The sequence below is a fragment of the Verrucomicrobiales bacterium genome (assembly GCA_016793885.1).
Lineage (GTDB): Bacteria > Verrucomicrobiota > Verrucomicrobiia > Limisphaerales > UBA11320 > UBA11320.
On record JAEUHE010000040.1, the window covers coordinates 1 to 15,698 of the forward strand.

Below are 15,698 nucleotides of genomic sequence, written 5' to 3' on the forward strand. Positions count from 1 at the left end.
CAGATCGTATAGTGCGAGGCGTATTGAGCGCCGGCAGTTGAGTGTGCATATCCGCAAAGCAAGCGGTCTGGATGCCGTCGGGGGTCGGCTAAAGTTCGTCGAGCGAACGGGGGTGATGTCCGTACGGCATCCAGACCAAAATAGATCAAAATGATGATTTTCGACGGAGTTATTTACCGTCTGCTGTGGAGGGCTCTGCAGGGAGCCCTCCCGCAGCCGGTGAATAACTCCGGTTAGGCTATACGTGGGTGCTGGCACCCACGGAGCCGTTAAAGATACGGGGCATCGCGCAGCGATGCCACCGGCTTCGGAGGCTTGCGTCACCCCTGCTCAAAGAATCAGATCCATTCGTCCGACCCCCCGCCAACGAGTGGCACGATCGGAGTGATGAGTTGCCGAAGGGGAATCGTCCAGGGACGGACGACGCTACAACGGGACGGAGGGCGATTACGATTACGGTTACGATGACGAGGGAACGGGCTTTCAGCCCTCAGCGCTTGTGGGGTGACGAAACCTGGGGTTGTCACCCCAGGCTGGGATGGTGCGGGGCCTGTGGCCCGCTGACTCCAAAACAACGGATCCAATCCATTCGAATCTGACTCGATGGGCTAGGCGGGTTTTGGTATGAGTCCGACGGCTCGTCGGACTTGAGCACCAACGGTGCGTCCCATCTCAGCCTGGGGTGACAACCCCAGGTAACCATACCCGCTTCCATCAAGGGCTGAAAGCCCGGCATAAGGTGCCCAGTCCATCATACCCCCTCCCCTCCACAATTGCCTTCGCACCCCGGAAGTGGTAGATCACCATGCATCATGAGGTTTCTCCTAATGACGCTGTCCTGCTTCGTGGCGTTGGTCTGCCCGGTGGGTGACGCGCAGGCTCAAGAACCGCCTTGGGTGCAGCTTCAGTCAATACGGTATCAGGTGGAGGGATCTTTCGGACTTATAGCAGTGGCATCCACTAGCAGTGTCAGATTCGGAAGATGGGTTGATTCATTTTCAGGTCAGACTTCGGTCACCTGGATTCGTCGCCTATCGAACGAGCTTGGTAGAGGATCCATGAACCCCGATTCAACACCAACGACACACTATCCTCAGGAGCCAGCGGATTGGCATCGTTGGGAAGTGGAGACGTGGCTGAACCAGAAGACTCAGAAAAAATGGCGACCCTAATGGGATTCGAACCCATGTTACTGCCGTGAAAGGGCGGTGTCCTAGGCCTCTGGACGATAGGGTCGTCGAAGCGGCATCAATATACCCGAAACAAGGCCGGTGTTGTCACGCGGAAAATCAAAAACCTGACGAAATCACAAATTGGTTCATCCAGAACCCACAAAAGACTTGTGCATCGGGTAGATTTCGAACAACGACTGAACCAGGAGGAAGTGATGGCCCGCGGACCACACTGATCACACGGACGGGAATGAGACCCCCCTGAAGAAGTGACCTTGGATTCGGCTGCTGGTGAACCACGGATTGCGCTGATCTCACGGATAGGGCACCGATATCTTGCGCAGAAGAACCGTAACGTCAGTCGGCCTGGAGCCTGGCAAGTCCCTCTTCAGATCCGTGTGGTCCGCGTCGTCCGTGGGCAATATGTCCCCGCTTCTAGTTCCGATCGGGAGTTGTCTGTAGTGCATGCCGGGAGTTCTTTCCCATCCGAGTCATCCGTGAAATCCGCGGTCGAACCTCTCGTTTCCAAGATCCAGCGGATACCGCCTTGGCTCTCCGCGAGGTTGCTTCGGTCCCGTTCGCGTGTCCCTGGCAGCTCAGGGCTCGAGTGGAATCTCGCCCTACCCCACTCAAGCATCCCGGAGAATACGGCTTCCGTTTCTACGCTGCATAATCCGAAATGAGTTCATCGCGGTGGCAACGAGAGTGGCCTGTAGGAGACGACGTGAGGAGTCCGGCGGTGTCAAGTCTCCGTGGGAAGGAGAGCCGACGACTCCTCACGTCGTCTCCTACAGGAAGAGGAGGACAGGACAACAAAAAAGCCCCGTGACCTGAGTCACGGGGCTTGAAGAAACTAAAGGATCAGCTTGTTGAGCGGTTGATCGGGGAGAACCCAGAGCAAGCCGCCTCGAATCAGGCTAATTCGATCTTGTCGCCAGCCTTCAGGGTGACGATCGCCTTCTTCCAGGTCGGAGTCCAACCTTCGGAGGCAGTACGCTGACGGCGGAGTTTGCCGCGCACGTTCATCGTGTTCACTCGGAGAACCTTGACCTTGAAGAGTTCTTCAACGGCCTTGCGGATCTCGATCTTGTTCGCACGCTTGTCAGCCACCAGGGTGTACTGATTCAGCTTATGCGATTGCTGCGTGCCCTTCTCGGTCACGCGAACGGTCTTGATAACATCGAAAGTATTCATGGCTCAATGAGGCGATAGAGTTACTTGAGTCGTGATTCGAGCTTGGCAAAGGCGTTCTTCGTGAACACCAACTTGGCCGGACGCAGCACCTGATAGGTGTTGAGCAACTCGCTGGTAGTGACCTCAACCTTCGGAATATTGCGGGCCGAAAGATAAAGGTTGTTGTCGTTGGCATCCGTTACGAACAAGGCGGACTTGCCGTCCAGCTTGAGCGAACTGAGGATGTTCAGGACCGCCTTGGTCTTCGGAGCATCAACCTTGATGTCGCTGATCACGAGGATGTCTCCAGCCTGCAGGCGGGAGCTCAGTGCCTTGCGCAACGCCAGACGCTTGACCTTGACGTTGACCTTCTTGCTGAAGTCGCGGGGCTTAGGACCAAAGGTGACACCACCGCCACGCCACAAGGGGCTGGCGAAGGAGCCGGCGCGAGCCATACCGGTGCCTTTTTGGCGCCAGGGCTTCTTGCCGGTTCCGTGAACATCACCCATCGTCTTGGTGCTGGCCGTGCCAGACCGCTGAGCAGCCATGTAGGCCACCACAGTGTCATGCACCGCCTGGGTTCCCTTGCCGTTCTCGATCAGCTCGAAGGGAACCTGAATCTCGCCCTGGGGGGCGCCTTTAATGTCGGTTACAGTGAGTTTCATGGCTTACTTCTTCGCTCCTTTTGCGTCTTTGGCGGACTTGCCCTTGCCCTTGGCGCGATCAGCTTCTTTCTTAGCCAGATCAGCCACGCGAGCACGGGTCAGTTTTTTGGCGCCACGAATAATCACATAATCGCCCTCAGCGCCAGGCATAGAACCCTTGATCAAGATCAGATTGTCGTCCTTGCGAATCTGGATCACTTCCAAATTCTGAGTAGTGCGACGAACCTGCCCCATGTGACCGGGCATCTTCATGCCACGATTCACCGTTCCAGGGAACAAACGGCAGCCAATGGCGCCGCTACGACGATGCCATCCCTTGGCACCGTGGGTCATGTCACCGCCACGGAAACCGTGGCGCTTCATGACACCTTCAAACCCGCGACCCTTGACGATGCCGATGGCATCGACGAAGTCGCCGACTTCGAACAAATCAGGCCCGACGATGTCGCCCGGCTTCACGTCCTTCTCGAAATCTCGGAATTCATGGAGGCGCCTGACGGCGGTCGCCTTGAACTTCTTGAAGTGACCCACGAGGGCTTTGGGCAAACGCTGTTCCTTCTGGTCATCAAAGCCCAGCTGAACGGCGGAATATCCATCCTTACCTTCCTTGCTCTTGCACTGAACCACACGGTTCGGGCCGGCGAGGACGATGGTAACAGGGACCATCACGCCTTTGGCGTCATAAACGCGGCTGTGTCCCAATTTCTTTCCAATTAATCCAATCATGGTCTTCGTCTCCGTTAAATCTTAATGGTGATGTCGACGCCAGCAGGCAGGTTGAGCTGCTTCAGCTCATCCACGGTCTTGGCCGTCGGGTCGATGATATCGATCAGGCGCTTATGAGTGCGCTGCTCGAAGGATTCCATCGACTTCTTGTCGACGTGCGGAGAGCGATGGACAGTGAATCGCTCGATACGGGTGGGAAGCGGAATCGGCCCCGAAACACGGGCACCGGTTCGCTTCACTGTTTCCACGATATTGTGGGCTGACTCGTCGATGACCCGATGGTCATACGCTTTGAGCCGGATCCGAATTCGTTGTGTAGACATACAAAGAACAGGTCTGCAAGTTATGGTTGTTGATTAAGTCCGCGCGGCAGGCCGAGCCTTCGCGGCATCCAAAATAGTGGTCAGAACGCTATTCGGCACCTGCTCGAACTTCAGCGGTTCCATGCTGTACGACGCACGCCCCTTGGACAAGGAGCGAATTGCCGTGGCGTAACCGAACATTTCAGAAAGGGGCACTTCAGCGTTGAGGTTGGTCGAGCCCGACTTGGCTTCGATACCCAAGATCTTGCCCCGGCGACGGTTCACGTCACCCAGCAAGTCACCTTGATACTCGTCCGGAGTATTGACTTCAACCTTCATGATGGGCTCAAGCAGGATCGGATTCGCCTTCTTGAAGGCATCCTTCAGGGCAAAGATCCCCGCCATCTTGAACGCGAGCTCATTCGAGTCAACTTCGTGGAAGCTGCCATCAACGACCTCGACGACCACGTCGATGACCTGATAGCCGGCATACACGCCGCTTCGAATGGCTTCTTCGATACCGTCGATAACGGCCGGGATGTATTCTCGAGGAATAGCGCCACCCACGATGCCGTTCTTGATCTCCACGCCCTTGCCCTTTTCGTTCGGAGCAAGAGTGATGCAGGCATGGCCATACTGACCACGACCACCCGACTGGCGAATGAATTTACCTTCACCCTCAGCCGCATTGAGAATCGTTTCGCGATACGCGATCTGAGGCGCGCCGGCGTTGGCGTCCACCTTGAACTCGCGGAGCAGACGATCACGAATGATTTCCAGGTGCAGCTCACCCATTCCCGCGATGATCAGCTGACCGGTCTCTTCGTTGGTGAAGCAGCGGAATGTCGGATCCTCTTCCGACAGACGTTGCAAGCCCTCCGACATCTTATCGCGGTCGCCCTTCGTCTTCGGCTCGATCGCCATGCTGATGACGGGTTCCGGGAAGGTCGGCGGCTCAAGAGTCACGTCGAACGACTCATCGCAGAGCGTATCACCGGTGGTGATGTTCCGAAGGCCGACCAAGGCCGCGATGTCGCCCGAGTAAACCGAGTCGACGTCCTTGCGCTCGCTGCCCTGAATAACCATCAGGCGGCTAACGCGTTCGCGCTTGCGTGTGCGCGGATTGTAAATGGTATCGCCCTTCTTGAGCTGGCCGCTGTAGACCCGGAAGAACACCAGCTTACCGGCATAAGGATCGGTCCAGAGCTTGAAAGCCAGGGAGCAATACTTGGAGTTGTCGTTGGGAGCAACGACGACGGTGTCTTCGGTGCCCGGCACATGACCAGTGGCCGGGGGGATGTCCACCGGCGCGGGCAGATAGTCGATCACGGTATCGACCAGACATTGGACACCTTTTTTCTTGAACGCCGAACCGCACAGCACGGGCACCAACTCGATGCGGCAGGTGAGACGGCGGATGGCGGCTTTCAGAATCGCCGGGGTGATGGGCTTGTCCTCGAGCACGAGTTCAGCGATCGCGTCATCCTTGTTGGACACCGCTTCAATCAACTCCTGCAAGGCAGCCTTGGCCTTTTCCTTATGAGAGTCAGGAATCTCCTTGATCTCATACTTCAAACCTTCGTTGGCGATGTCGCCCGTTCCCCAGACCACTGCGCGCTGGTTCACGATGTCGATCACGCCCTCAAACTGGTCTTCCGCGCCAATGGGCAGGTAAACCGGAAACGCGTAGGCTCCTAGTTTCTTGCGCATATCGCTCAAGGCGTTGTCAAAGTTCGCGCCAATACGGTCCATCTTGTTGACGAACGCGATGCGAGGAACTTTGTACTTGGTCGCCTGGCGCCAGACAGTTTCCGATTGCGGCTGAACTCCCGCCACACCACAGAACACCGCCACCGCGCCGTCGAGCACACGCATGGAGCGCTCCACTTCAGCAGTGAAATCGACGTGTCCCGGCGTGTCGATGATGTTGATCCGGTGAGGCATCGCCTCATAGGACTTGAACAGGCCCTCCTCCTTCTTCTGAGTCCAGAAGCAGGTCACGGCCGCCGAGGTGATGGTGATGCCGCGTTCGCGCTCCTGCTCCATCCAGTCGGTGACCGTATTGCCGTCGTCCACGTCACCGATCTTATGGATCAGCCCCGTGTAGAACAGAATACGTTCGGTCGTGGTGGTCTTGCCGGCGTCAATGTGAGCGGCGATACCGATGTTACGCGTCCGCTCCAGAGGATACTGGCGGTTCGGCGAGTTGAGTTCTTTATTTTCCATCACAACAAAATCGAGTGGAGTTCAGACAATAAAAACGCCCCGAAAGACCTGCTGTCGGGGCGAAAACCAGACTATCGGCTACCAGCGGAAATGGGCGAACGCCTTGTTAGCCTGCGCCATCTTATGAACCTCATCCCGCTTGCGGATGGCGTTCCCCTGCCCTTGGAAAGCTTCCATGATCTCGGCGGCCAGCGCGTCCTTCATGGGCGTTCCCTTGCGAGCATCAGCAAAATCCACCAGCCAGCGCAGCGCCAGCGACATCTGCCGGTCGTTGGGCACTTCCAGCGGGACCTGGTAGGTCGCGCCACCCACTCGACGAGCCTTCACTTCCAAGCGGGGCTTGGCGTTGTCCACCGCCTTTTGGAGAATCTCCATCGGGCTGGACGTCGGATTCTTCTCCGACAAGGTGTCAAAGGCCTGATAAACAATCCGCTCAGCAGTGCTCTTCTTGCCACTGATCATCACCGTGCTCACCAGACGGGACACGAGGACGCTATGATACTTCGGATCAGGAGTGATTTCGCGCTTAGTTGCTTGTCGACGGCGGGACATATGAGTTTGCTAAAAAGAACTATTAATTGGTAAACAAAGTTACTCGGCAAAGTTGCTCGGCCTTAAAAGTAATTGGCCTCCGCTTACTTAGCGCCAGCCTTGGCCGCCTTAGGCCGCTTAACACCATACTTGGAACGGCTCACACGGCGCTTCTCAACACCGGCCGCATCCAAAGTTCCACGAACGATATGGTAGCGAACACCAGGCAAATCCTTCACACGACCCCCGCGGATCAGCACGATGGAATGCTCTTGGAGATTGTGGCCTTCATCCGGAATGTAGGCGATAACCTCGAAGCCATTGGTCAGCCGGACCTTGGCCACCTTTCGCATCGCGGAGTTTGGTTTCTTAGGGGTACGAGTCATCACCTGCAGGCAAACACCCCGTCGAAACGGCGAGTTCTCCAAGGCAGGCGATTTGGACTTATATCGGACCTTATTTCTACCCTTCCGGACCAATTGATTAATAGTCGGCATTGCTTCCAGTGCTCAAAATTCTTCGTAAGTTTCCCCGAACAGCGTCGGGAAAATGGAGCCGGGATAGTAACAGTCAAAGAAGGTCATGCAACAAGTATTTCCACAAATTTCTAAAAAGACATCTGGCGAATAGTCGGAAAAATTGAGACGTCTCTCTTACGCAATATGATTTCAACCCCCTCTCACTCTCCAAAGTCAGCACTTCAGCCTTGGCTGGGTTTGATCGCCCTCGCCTGCTCGGGACTCCCCCTCCTCGCCGCCAACCCCGGCGGCTCCGGTTGGGTAGCCGCCCGCGAACAAGTTCGAGCGCTAAAAACACCAGAAGGCCTTGAAGCTACGGTCTTTGCTGCCGAGCCACAGGTGGTGAATCCAACCGACATGGATATCGATGCCCGCGGTCGTATCTGGTGCACCGAAGGCGCCAACTACCGGATCTGGCAAAAGTGGGGCAAGCTTCGTCCGGAGGGCGACCGCATTGTCATCCTGGAGGATACCGACGGCGATGGAGCCGCCGACAAGCAGGTGGTCTTCTACCAAGGACACGAAATTAATGCCGCTCTGGGTATCTGCGTGCTCGGCGATTCCGTAATCGTTTCCCGGTCACCGAACATTTTTGTGTTTACGGACGCCAATCACGACGACCGGGCGGACGGCCCCCCCAAAGTCTTGTTTACGGGCATCCAGGGTGTGGACCACGACCACGGAGCGCATGCGTTCGTGTTCGGACCCGATGGAAAACTCTATTTCAACATCGGAAATGAAGGCAAACAACTCCAACACCCGGACGGCCGGCTGGTGGTCGATCTGGCGGGCAATGAGGTGATCACCAAAGGAAAGCCCTATCGCCAGGGGCTCGCCTTCCGATGCAACCCCGACGGATCGCAGCTGGAGACCGTGGGCTGGAACTTCCGCAACAACTACGAACTCTGCGTGGATTCCTTCGGAACCATCTGGCAGTCGGACAACGATGACGACGGGAACCGGGGTGTCCGCATCAATTATGTGATGGAGTTCGGCAACTACGGATACACCGACGAACTCACGGGGGCGTCGTGGCAGGAGGCGTGGAAAAAGGCCGTCAGCAAAGGGGTTCCCGATTCCGAGCGACCTGCCTACCACTGGCATTTGTCCGACCCCGGGGTCGTTCCCAACCTGCTTCAGACTGGCAATGGGTCACCAACCGGAATCGCGCTCTACGAAGGCCGCGTGCTGCCCGAAGTCTTCCGCAACCAAATGATCCATTGCGACGCCGGCCCGCGGGTCGTGCGCGCTTACCCCGTCGAAAAACAAGGAGCTGGCTACCAGGCCAAAACCGTCGATCTGCTCACCGGACCCGACAGCTGGTTCCGTCCTGCCGACGTGTGCGTGGCACCTGATGGCTCGGTTCTGGTCGCCGATTGGAACGATGCCGGCGTCGGCGGCCATAACATGGCTGACCAAAAGTTGGACACCATGACCGGGCGTATTTATCGCGTGGCACCCAAGGGACATCGCGCTTCGGTTCCAAAACTGGATCTCAGCTCAGCCCGCGGGGCGGTGGCTGCCCTCCAATCACCCAACCAAGCCACCCGCTATCTCGCCTGGCAGGCGCTTCACTCCATGGGTAGCAAAGCGGAGTCGGCCCTCAAGAAGCTCTGGCGGGATCCTGATCCCCGCCTGCGCGCCCGCGCCCTCCAACTGCTCGCACGCATCCCCGGCAAGGAAGACCGGTATGTGACTGCTGCCATCAAGGATCAAAACCCCGACATCCGGATCACCGGACTGAGAATCGCCCGAGCGCTGAACCGGGATGTCCAATCGCTGGTCAAAGTCCTGGTCGAAGATCCGGACGCGGCCGTGCGTCGCGAGTGCGCCATCGCGCTCCGAGGGTCCAAGTCCCCCGAAATGCCGGCGCTGTGGGTTCAGCTGGCCCAACAATATGATGGTCGGGATCGATGGTATCTCGAGGCCTTGGGCATCGCGGCCGACCTGAGATCGGACGATTGTTTCAAGGCCTGGCAAACCGCCGTGGGCGACCGCTGGAACAGCCCAGCCGGAAGGGAGATCATCTGGCGCGTTCGGAGCAAACATGCGCCGGCGCTGCTCGCCCAACTAATTGTCGACAAAAACACCTCCACGTCGGACCGCTCGCGCTTCCTGCGGTCCCTTGACTTCATCAAAGGCCCCGAGAAGGAAGCCGCGCTGCTCGAACTCATCACCAGTGGCATTCAATGAAACCATCACCTTCCATTACAGGTAGGATCGGTCTGACCATCGTAGCCGTCGGGTGTTTACTGAGCGGGGGATGCCAGGAAGAGAAGGCGACCACGGCCCCCTCGCCCGCCGCGGCCGCCCCTGCGTCGAATGCCCCGCCCCAGCAAGCAACCGCCACCAGCACCAATAAACCCATGGCTAAGATCACGAAGACCGACGACGAGTGGAAGGCGCAGCTGAGTCCGGAACAGTATCGCGTGGCGCGCAAACATGGCACCGAGAAGGCATTTACGGGTGCCTATTGGAACACCCACGACGCTGGAGTTTATCGATGCATCGGCTGCGATCTGGAGCTGTTTGCGTCAGACACCAAGTTCGACTCCGGCACAGGCTGGCCCAGCTTCCACACGCCGCTGGGCGAGCATGTTGGCTCGAAGGAGGACAATAGTTTCTTCATGAAACGAACCGAAGTTCACTGCGCGCGCTGTGAATCTCATTTAGGCCATGTTTTCGATGACGGGCCGCAGCCCACGGGTCTGCGCTACTGCATCAACTCGGCCTCGCTTAAATTCGAGCCGAAGAAACCTCAGTAGAAAGCCACTCGGCTCCGCCGCTCTCCATCCTTTGCCGTGACGTCGCCGCCCATCCTCCTCCGCCAGCCAGTCTTCACCCTGATCGCGCTGCTGGCAGCCATCGGGACCTTTTCCCTGCCCGGGGCTGAGGATCCGGCGGCCGGGCTCAGCGCGCTTCAATTGGCCCCCGGACTGCGAGCCACGCTCTGGGCCTCAGAACCGTTGGTCGAAAACCCTGTCGCCATCAGCTTCGACGATCGAGGCCGCTGTTATATCGCTGAAACCCACCGCTGGTCTCAATCGGTGTTCGACATCACCAAGCAGCCCTCCTGGCTGGAGGCCGATCTTTCCTTCCGGACCGTCACGGACCGGAGCAACTTCTTGGCGAAAACCTACGCCACCAACTTCAACTTCCTCACCAAGGACGCGGAACGGGTGCGTTTCGTCGAGGATCGCCAGGGCACAGGACGCGCCGGGAGCGGCGGCATCTTGGCCGATGGATTCAATGCACCGACCGGCGGGACTGCCGCCGGGGTGCTCGCCTGGGGCGATGATGTGTGGTTCGCCAACATCCCAGACCTCTGGCGCCTGCGCTCCCAGTCCGCCAGCGGACAAGCCGACATTCGCGAGGTGGTCAGCACCGGCTTCGGTGTCCATATCGGAGTCAGCGGACATGACCTCCACGGTCTGAAGATGGGACCGGATGGACGCCTCTACTTCTCGATAGGCGATCGCGGTTTCAATCTGATCCCCCCTCCACCAACGAACGCTGACACCAACTCCGGATGGCACTTCAGCTTCGCCCAGCCTGACACCGGGGCGGTGCTGCGCTGTGAGCCGGACGGATCACAGCTGGAGGTGTTCGCGATCGGCCTGCGCAACCCCCAGGAACTAACCTTTGATGCCGAGGGCAATCTCTGGACCGGCGACAACGACACCGCCGGGGCTGATGAATCCCGCCTCCTTAACGTCGTGGAAGGCGGCGACTACGGATGGCGATGCAGCTACCAGCATCAGGCTGGCTTCGGTCCCTGGGTGCAGGAAGAAGTGTGGCGCGGATTACTCGACGACACGCTTCCCACCAGCGGACAGGTGGCGCAAGGCCCTAGCGGAGTGGAATTTTATCCGGGAACCGGGTTCGGGGACTCCTGGAAGAACCACTTCTTTATGTGTGATTTTCCCGGAGGGATCTGGGACTTCACCGTGAGCCCAAAGGGAGCCTCCTACACAGTGGCTACGAAACGAAAATTTCTCTGGAACACCTGGCCTACCGATATGGAGTTCGGTCCTGACGGTGCGGCCTACGTGGCGGATTGGGTGTTCGGCTGGGAGAAACCCTCCAAAGGAAGAATCTACCGCCTGATCGATACGAACTCCCCGGCCTCAACTGTCTCCGCCGAGGTGAAGGAATTGCTACGGGTTGGGTTTAAGGACAGACCTACAGTCGACCTCGGCAAGTTGATCAGTCATCCCGACCAGCGGGTTCGCCTACGCGCACAATTCGCGCTGGCCGCTCGGCCCAACGAAGGAACAACGGAACTCAGCCGAATCGCGCAAGGCGGGAGTGAAACGATTCCCCGGCTGCATGCCATCTGGGGACTGGGACAAATCGCCCGCCGGCATCGCCAGCCGGGCAACGATCCGGGAACCGCTGCCGTCCATGCCCGGATCGGCGATCTCTTGATCTCGTTGCTCGCGGCAGCTGATCCCGAGGTCAGAGCCCAGGCTGCCAAACAACTGGGAGAACTGCGCTTCGCGCCGGCGGCGGAAGCCTTGCTCGCCCGGCTTTCCGACTCCGCTCCACGGGTTCGCCTGTTTGCGGGCATCAGCGTCGGCCGGCTGGGCCGACGGGCTGAAATCGGGCCGGTGCTGGAAATGCTCCGTCAGAATGCCGGAGCAGACCGCTTCTTGGTCCACAGCGGTCTCATGGCGCTGCTCGGCCTGGCCGACACTGCCACACTCACGAAACTTCAGCGGGACACTTCCCCGGCGGTGCGTCAAGCGGCAGTGCTGGCCCTGCGCCGACGTGCCAGTCCGGAGATCGCCGCGTATCTCAATGACTACGATCCGACCATTTCCTATCTGGCGGCTCGGGCCATCAACGATGTGCCCATCGAAGAGGCGTTGCCGGAGTTGGCCACCTACTTGGGCAAGATTGATAGCCCCACCCAACTACTGTCCCGCGCCATCAATGCGAATTTCCGCGTGGGAGATGCTCGCAACGCCACGGTGCTCGCCAACTTCGCCAATCGGGTGGACGCGCCGGAGGATCAACGGGTGCAGGCGCTGGAGGCGCTTGCAGACTGGTCCCCCGCCTCGCCCATCGATCGGGTGGTCGGTTTGTGGCGGCCGCTTCCCAACCGGTCCACGGAGCCGGCCAAGCGCGCGATCCGGGCCGTGGCTGCCAGCATCCATGGAGGAAAATCCGAACGCGTCAAAATTGCCGCCATGAAGGCCATCGCGAAGCTGGGGGTGAAAGAGGCGGGTCATGGGCTGTTCGAGTCGCTGCAGGGAGATAAGTTTTCGCCGTCCGTCCGGGCCGAAGTGCTGAGAACCTTGGCCGCCATGGGGCATAGCCGGTGGCCAGACGCATCTCAAATAGGACTGACCAACTCCTCCCCGATGGTCCGAGTCGAGGCGCTGCGGCTGGTCGCGGAGCGCCCCAACGATTCGGTGGTGGACCTGCTGCCCAGCTTTCTGTCCGAAACCAATGACTTGCCGATCCGTCAAACTGCGCTGCGCGTTCTGGGACATCTCACAGATCCGAAGGCCTCGCTGATCCTCAACGACTGGTTCGCACGCTCGCAGTCGGGCCAGATCCCTTCCGAACTCCTGCTTGACCTCCTGGAGGCGGCCAAATCGAGCACCGATCCCCAAGTGCAGGCCGCGCTCGCCCGTTACCGCCCCATCCCAAATCTGGCTCCAACGGCCTGGACCAAGGATCAGATCCGACCTTTGCTGTCCGGAGGGGATGCGACTGCGGGAAAGAAAGTGTTTCTGGAGCGGGTGGACTTGGCCTGCCAGCGCTGCCATCAGGTGGGAGGTGCAGGCGGGACCGTCGGTCCGACTCTCGATGGGATTGGCAAAAAGTTGAGCCGGGAGGAACTGCTCAAAGCAATCCTGCAGCCCAATGATCGCATCGCCACAGGCTTCGAACAAGCGGATCTCACGTTGTCCGACGGCACGCAAGTGTCCGGTACGGTGCGCGAGGAAACCGTTCAAGATCTGGTCGTGGAAAACCTCGAGGAAGGTCGCCATCGGGTCTCCAAGACCCGCATCACCGAACGTCGCAAGGGCTTGTCCGCGATGCCCGAAGGTTTGGAGAAGCTGATGACCCAGCGAGAACTCCGCGACCTGGTCGAGTTTCTAGCAAGTCTGAAGTGACCCCGTTATTTGGGTATAAAAGAGAAGAGCCCTCCACACGGAGGGCTCTGAGAGAGAGAAAACTAGGTCTGCCTGGCGATGGAGAACAATACGCTGAGACCGGTCTTCCAGCAATCGTGTCAGCCTACGGTCCATTGCCTAGGGGAAACCCCGGCCGAGACGGCCATACCGAACTGTAGCGTCGTCCGTCCCTGAACGATTTCCCACCCTTCGCTCTTTCCACACCCCCGATGGGCCGAGACGGCCCTTTGTGCCTTTCTAGCGGGCATTGATTTCCAATGCCTTAGCACTCAAATCAGGCTTTAGAATCAGGTGTTTCGCGGCTTCCAGCAAGGCTATTCGGCGGTACTCGTAAGCCACCGACCAGTACTCCGTGGCTACTCCATTGCTGGCAAAACCGCTGGCAAGGTGTAGCGCGACAGCGCTAGCCGCCTCCTTGGGAATGAGCCAACCCTTCCCGCTGAGTGGATCACTTTTGATTAGCGGTGCTGTGTCAATTTTGGTGAGCGCTGTCGACCGAAGGGGATTGCCTGCGATTGTCCCCACATTGAACATTCCTCAGAGTTGCCAGCGGCGGATTCGCTCCCTATCATTGCTGAGTGATGATTGACCATGGGTGGCCAGGCTTCAGGCAGTTAACAGGACTGCGGACTATAGCCCAGGCCATCACGTGTAAAACGGTCCTGCTGTTACTTTTCCATTTGTCACCTATTACTACTGCGGGACAGGATATTTCAGGTCCCGCAGACCGTCTCTTTAATCCGCATAGAATCCTGTCCCTAAGCATCACGGTTGCGACCAACGAACTGGAATCCCTGTGGAAAGCACCAAGAACCTATGTGAGAGCCCAGGTCCGAGAAGGAACCAACGTCTGGAACGAAATTGGAATTCATCTCAAAGGAGGGATTGGGAGCGGGCAGCCTCTGACTCAAAAACCATCACTGTCCCTCAACTTCTCGAAGTTTCGAAAAACCTCTCGATTTTATGGTCTCAAGCGCATTCAGCTGAATAATTGCGCTCAGGATCCCACATACTTGAGCGAAGTGGTCGCGAGCCGGCTTTTTACAGATGCTGGTGTGCCGTGCGCGCGTTGTACCCACGCGAGGATCCAACTCAATGAGCGCGATCTCGGTATCTATGTACTTCGCGAAGGAGTCGACGAATTGTTCCTCCATAAACACTTCAAAGGGCTCTCGGGGCAACTCTACCAAGGCTCTTACGGTGCCGATCTTCTGGATCAGCTGACTCAAACCTCTAGTGGGATCCCCAACACCATTCCATTCAACGGGATCAGAACCGCCGTTGCACTTAGGAACAACAATGACCGCTTCAATGAAATTGGCCGATGGGTGGACATTGAAGCATTTTACAAATTCATGGCTGTGGAGAATATCATCGACCATTTCGATGGGTATTCACGCAGCGTAAACAACTATCGAATCTTTGTTCCGAGCGATACCAACCACAATGGCCTTGTGGCCGCGAGCAAAGTAACATTCATTCCTAACGGCCTTGACCAAACGTTTACCCGTTCGAAGGGTCCCGTGGTTGGTTTAGTCTCGGGTAAGGTCAGTGGGATCATTTTAGAGAGCGTCCCTGCTCAAAAAAAGTATGTGGAAACTTATCGGCGAATCCTCCAAAAGAGTATCAGTCCCGATGCTCTCATAGATGGGATAGGATCTTTACAGGCGGATCTTGCTTCGATGCTATCATCGATAGATAGCAATCTCGCTGGTCAGCAGAACATGCACGCCAGGCGGTTCATGGAAAGGATTCACACTAGATTGCTTCATCTTAGCAACTATTTCCAAATGGAGGCAAACAGCTCTGTATTCCCTCGATCCCAGCGCCTATTGCCTGACGCTTGGATCGCTCACGAATTCCTCCACGAAAGTAGCCTCTTTCGGAAAAGCACTGTAGCCGGAAATACGACTCTTGTGGTGGAAATGAGGTGGCCCCAATAGTCCGGCCACTGGGAGCGTTAGTTAAGCTATGGTGGCTAGGTGTGGGAAAGGTGTAGTCCATCAGAGATGGAGTCTCAATGTTTTAGTTTCGGTGTGTTGTTGGAGATCTGCAATTTCGGCTGCCGTAACGGAAGGCTGCGCTGGCAACGGAGCGTAGCGAAGTTGCCTGCGCAGCCTTCCGTTACGGCAGCCGAAATTTGGCGCGATCTGGTGGATAGCTATCATGCTGCCTCGCCTTTCGCCGCATTGGCCTCACCCTGCTCCGATGGTCGCGTTTTGTAGACTTGGTCCGG

General features: G+C 57.8%; 11 protein-coding genes and 1 tRNA gene. 4 read left to right on the forward strand and 8 right to left on the reverse strand.

Annotated features, from left to right (window positions below; genetic code table 11):
- Positions 1–1,160 precede the first annotated feature (1,160 nt).
- The 8 genes from JNN07_05100 to JNN07_05135 all read right to left on the reverse strand — a co-directional run bounded on the left by JNN07_05100 (position 1,161) and on the right by JNN07_05135 (position 7,292).
- A tRNA-Glu gene (locus JNN07_05100) sits at positions 1,161–1,236 on the reverse strand.
- A gap of 848 nt (positions 1,237–2,084) precedes the next feature.
- Complete coding sequence (gene rplW / locus JNN07_05105; GenBank protein ID MBL9167095.1) at positions 2,085–2,366, reverse strand: 50S ribosomal protein L23; 282 nt, start codon at positions 2,364–2,366, stop codon at positions 2,085–2,087.
- Between the two features lie 20 nt (positions 2,367–2,386).
- Positions 2,387–3,010: a 50S ribosomal protein L4 gene (gene rplD, locus JNN07_05110; protein MBL9167096.1), complete on the reverse strand. Its 624-nt coding sequence runs from the start codon at positions 3,008–3,010 to the stop codon at positions 2,387–2,389.
- Positions 3,011–3,013: 3 nt separating this feature from the next.
- Entirely contained in the window at positions 3,014–3,736 is a 723-nt protein-coding gene (gene rplC, locus JNN07_05115) for a 50S ribosomal protein L3 (protein ID MBL9167097.1), read from the reverse strand.
- 14 nt (positions 3,737–3,750) lie between these two features.
- Positions 3,751–4,059 (reverse strand): 30S ribosomal protein S10, encoded by a 309-nt coding sequence (gene rpsJ / locus JNN07_05120; GenBank protein MBL9167098.1) that lies wholly within the window; start codon positions 4,057–4,059, stop codon positions 3,751–3,753.
- 33 nt (positions 4,060–4,092) lie between these two features.
- Positions 4,093–6,264 (reverse strand): elongation factor G, encoded by a 2,172-nt coding sequence (gene fusA / locus JNN07_05125; protein ID MBL9167099.1) that lies wholly within the window; start codon positions 6,262–6,264, stop codon positions 4,093–4,095.
- A gap of 78 nt (positions 6,265–6,342) precedes the next feature.
- Positions 6,343–6,816 (reverse strand): 30S ribosomal protein S7, encoded by a 474-nt coding sequence (gene rpsG, locus JNN07_05130; GenBank protein ID MBL9167100.1) that lies wholly within the window; start codon positions 6,814–6,816, stop codon positions 6,343–6,345.
- Positions 6,817–6,899: 83 nt separating this feature from the next.
- Positions 6,900–7,292, reverse strand: a complete 393-nt coding sequence (locus JNN07_05135; protein MBL9167101.1) for a 30S ribosomal protein S12 — start codon at positions 7,290–7,292, stop codon at positions 6,900–6,902.
- Between the two features lie 165 nt (positions 7,293–7,457).
- On the opposite strand from JNN07_05135, the gene JNN07_05140 reads away from it, so the two are divergent.
- The 4 genes from JNN07_05140 to JNN07_05155 all read left to right on the forward strand — a co-directional run bounded on the left by JNN07_05140 (position 7,458) and on the right by JNN07_05155 (position 15,405).
- A complete protein-coding gene (locus JNN07_05140; GenBank protein MBL9167102.1) occupies positions 7,458–9,506 on the forward strand; it encodes a HEAT repeat domain-containing protein in 2,049 nt (682 codons plus the stop codon).
- Positions 9,507–9,679: 173 nt separating this feature from the next.
- Positions 9,680–10,078 carry a peptide-methionine (R)-S-oxide reductase MsrB gene (gene msrB, locus JNN07_05145; GenBank protein ID MBL9167103.1) on the forward strand — a complete coding sequence of 133 codons (399 nt, stop codon included), beginning with the start codon at positions 9,680–9,682 and terminating at the stop codon, positions 10,076–10,078.
- Positions 10,079–10,114: 36 nt separating this feature from the next.
- Positions 10,115–13,441, forward strand: coding sequence for a HEAT repeat domain-containing protein (locus JNN07_05150; GenBank protein ID MBL9167104.1), 3,327 nt, complete (start codon positions 10,115–10,117; stop codon positions 13,439–13,441).
- A gap of 701 nt (positions 13,442–14,142) precedes the next feature.
- Positions 14,143–15,405, forward strand: a complete 1,263-nt coding sequence (locus tag JNN07_05155) for a CotH kinase family protein (GenBank protein ID MBL9167105.1) — start codon at positions 14,143–14,145, stop codon at positions 15,403–15,405.
- The last annotated feature ends 293 nt before the right edge of the window (positions 15,406–15,698 follow it).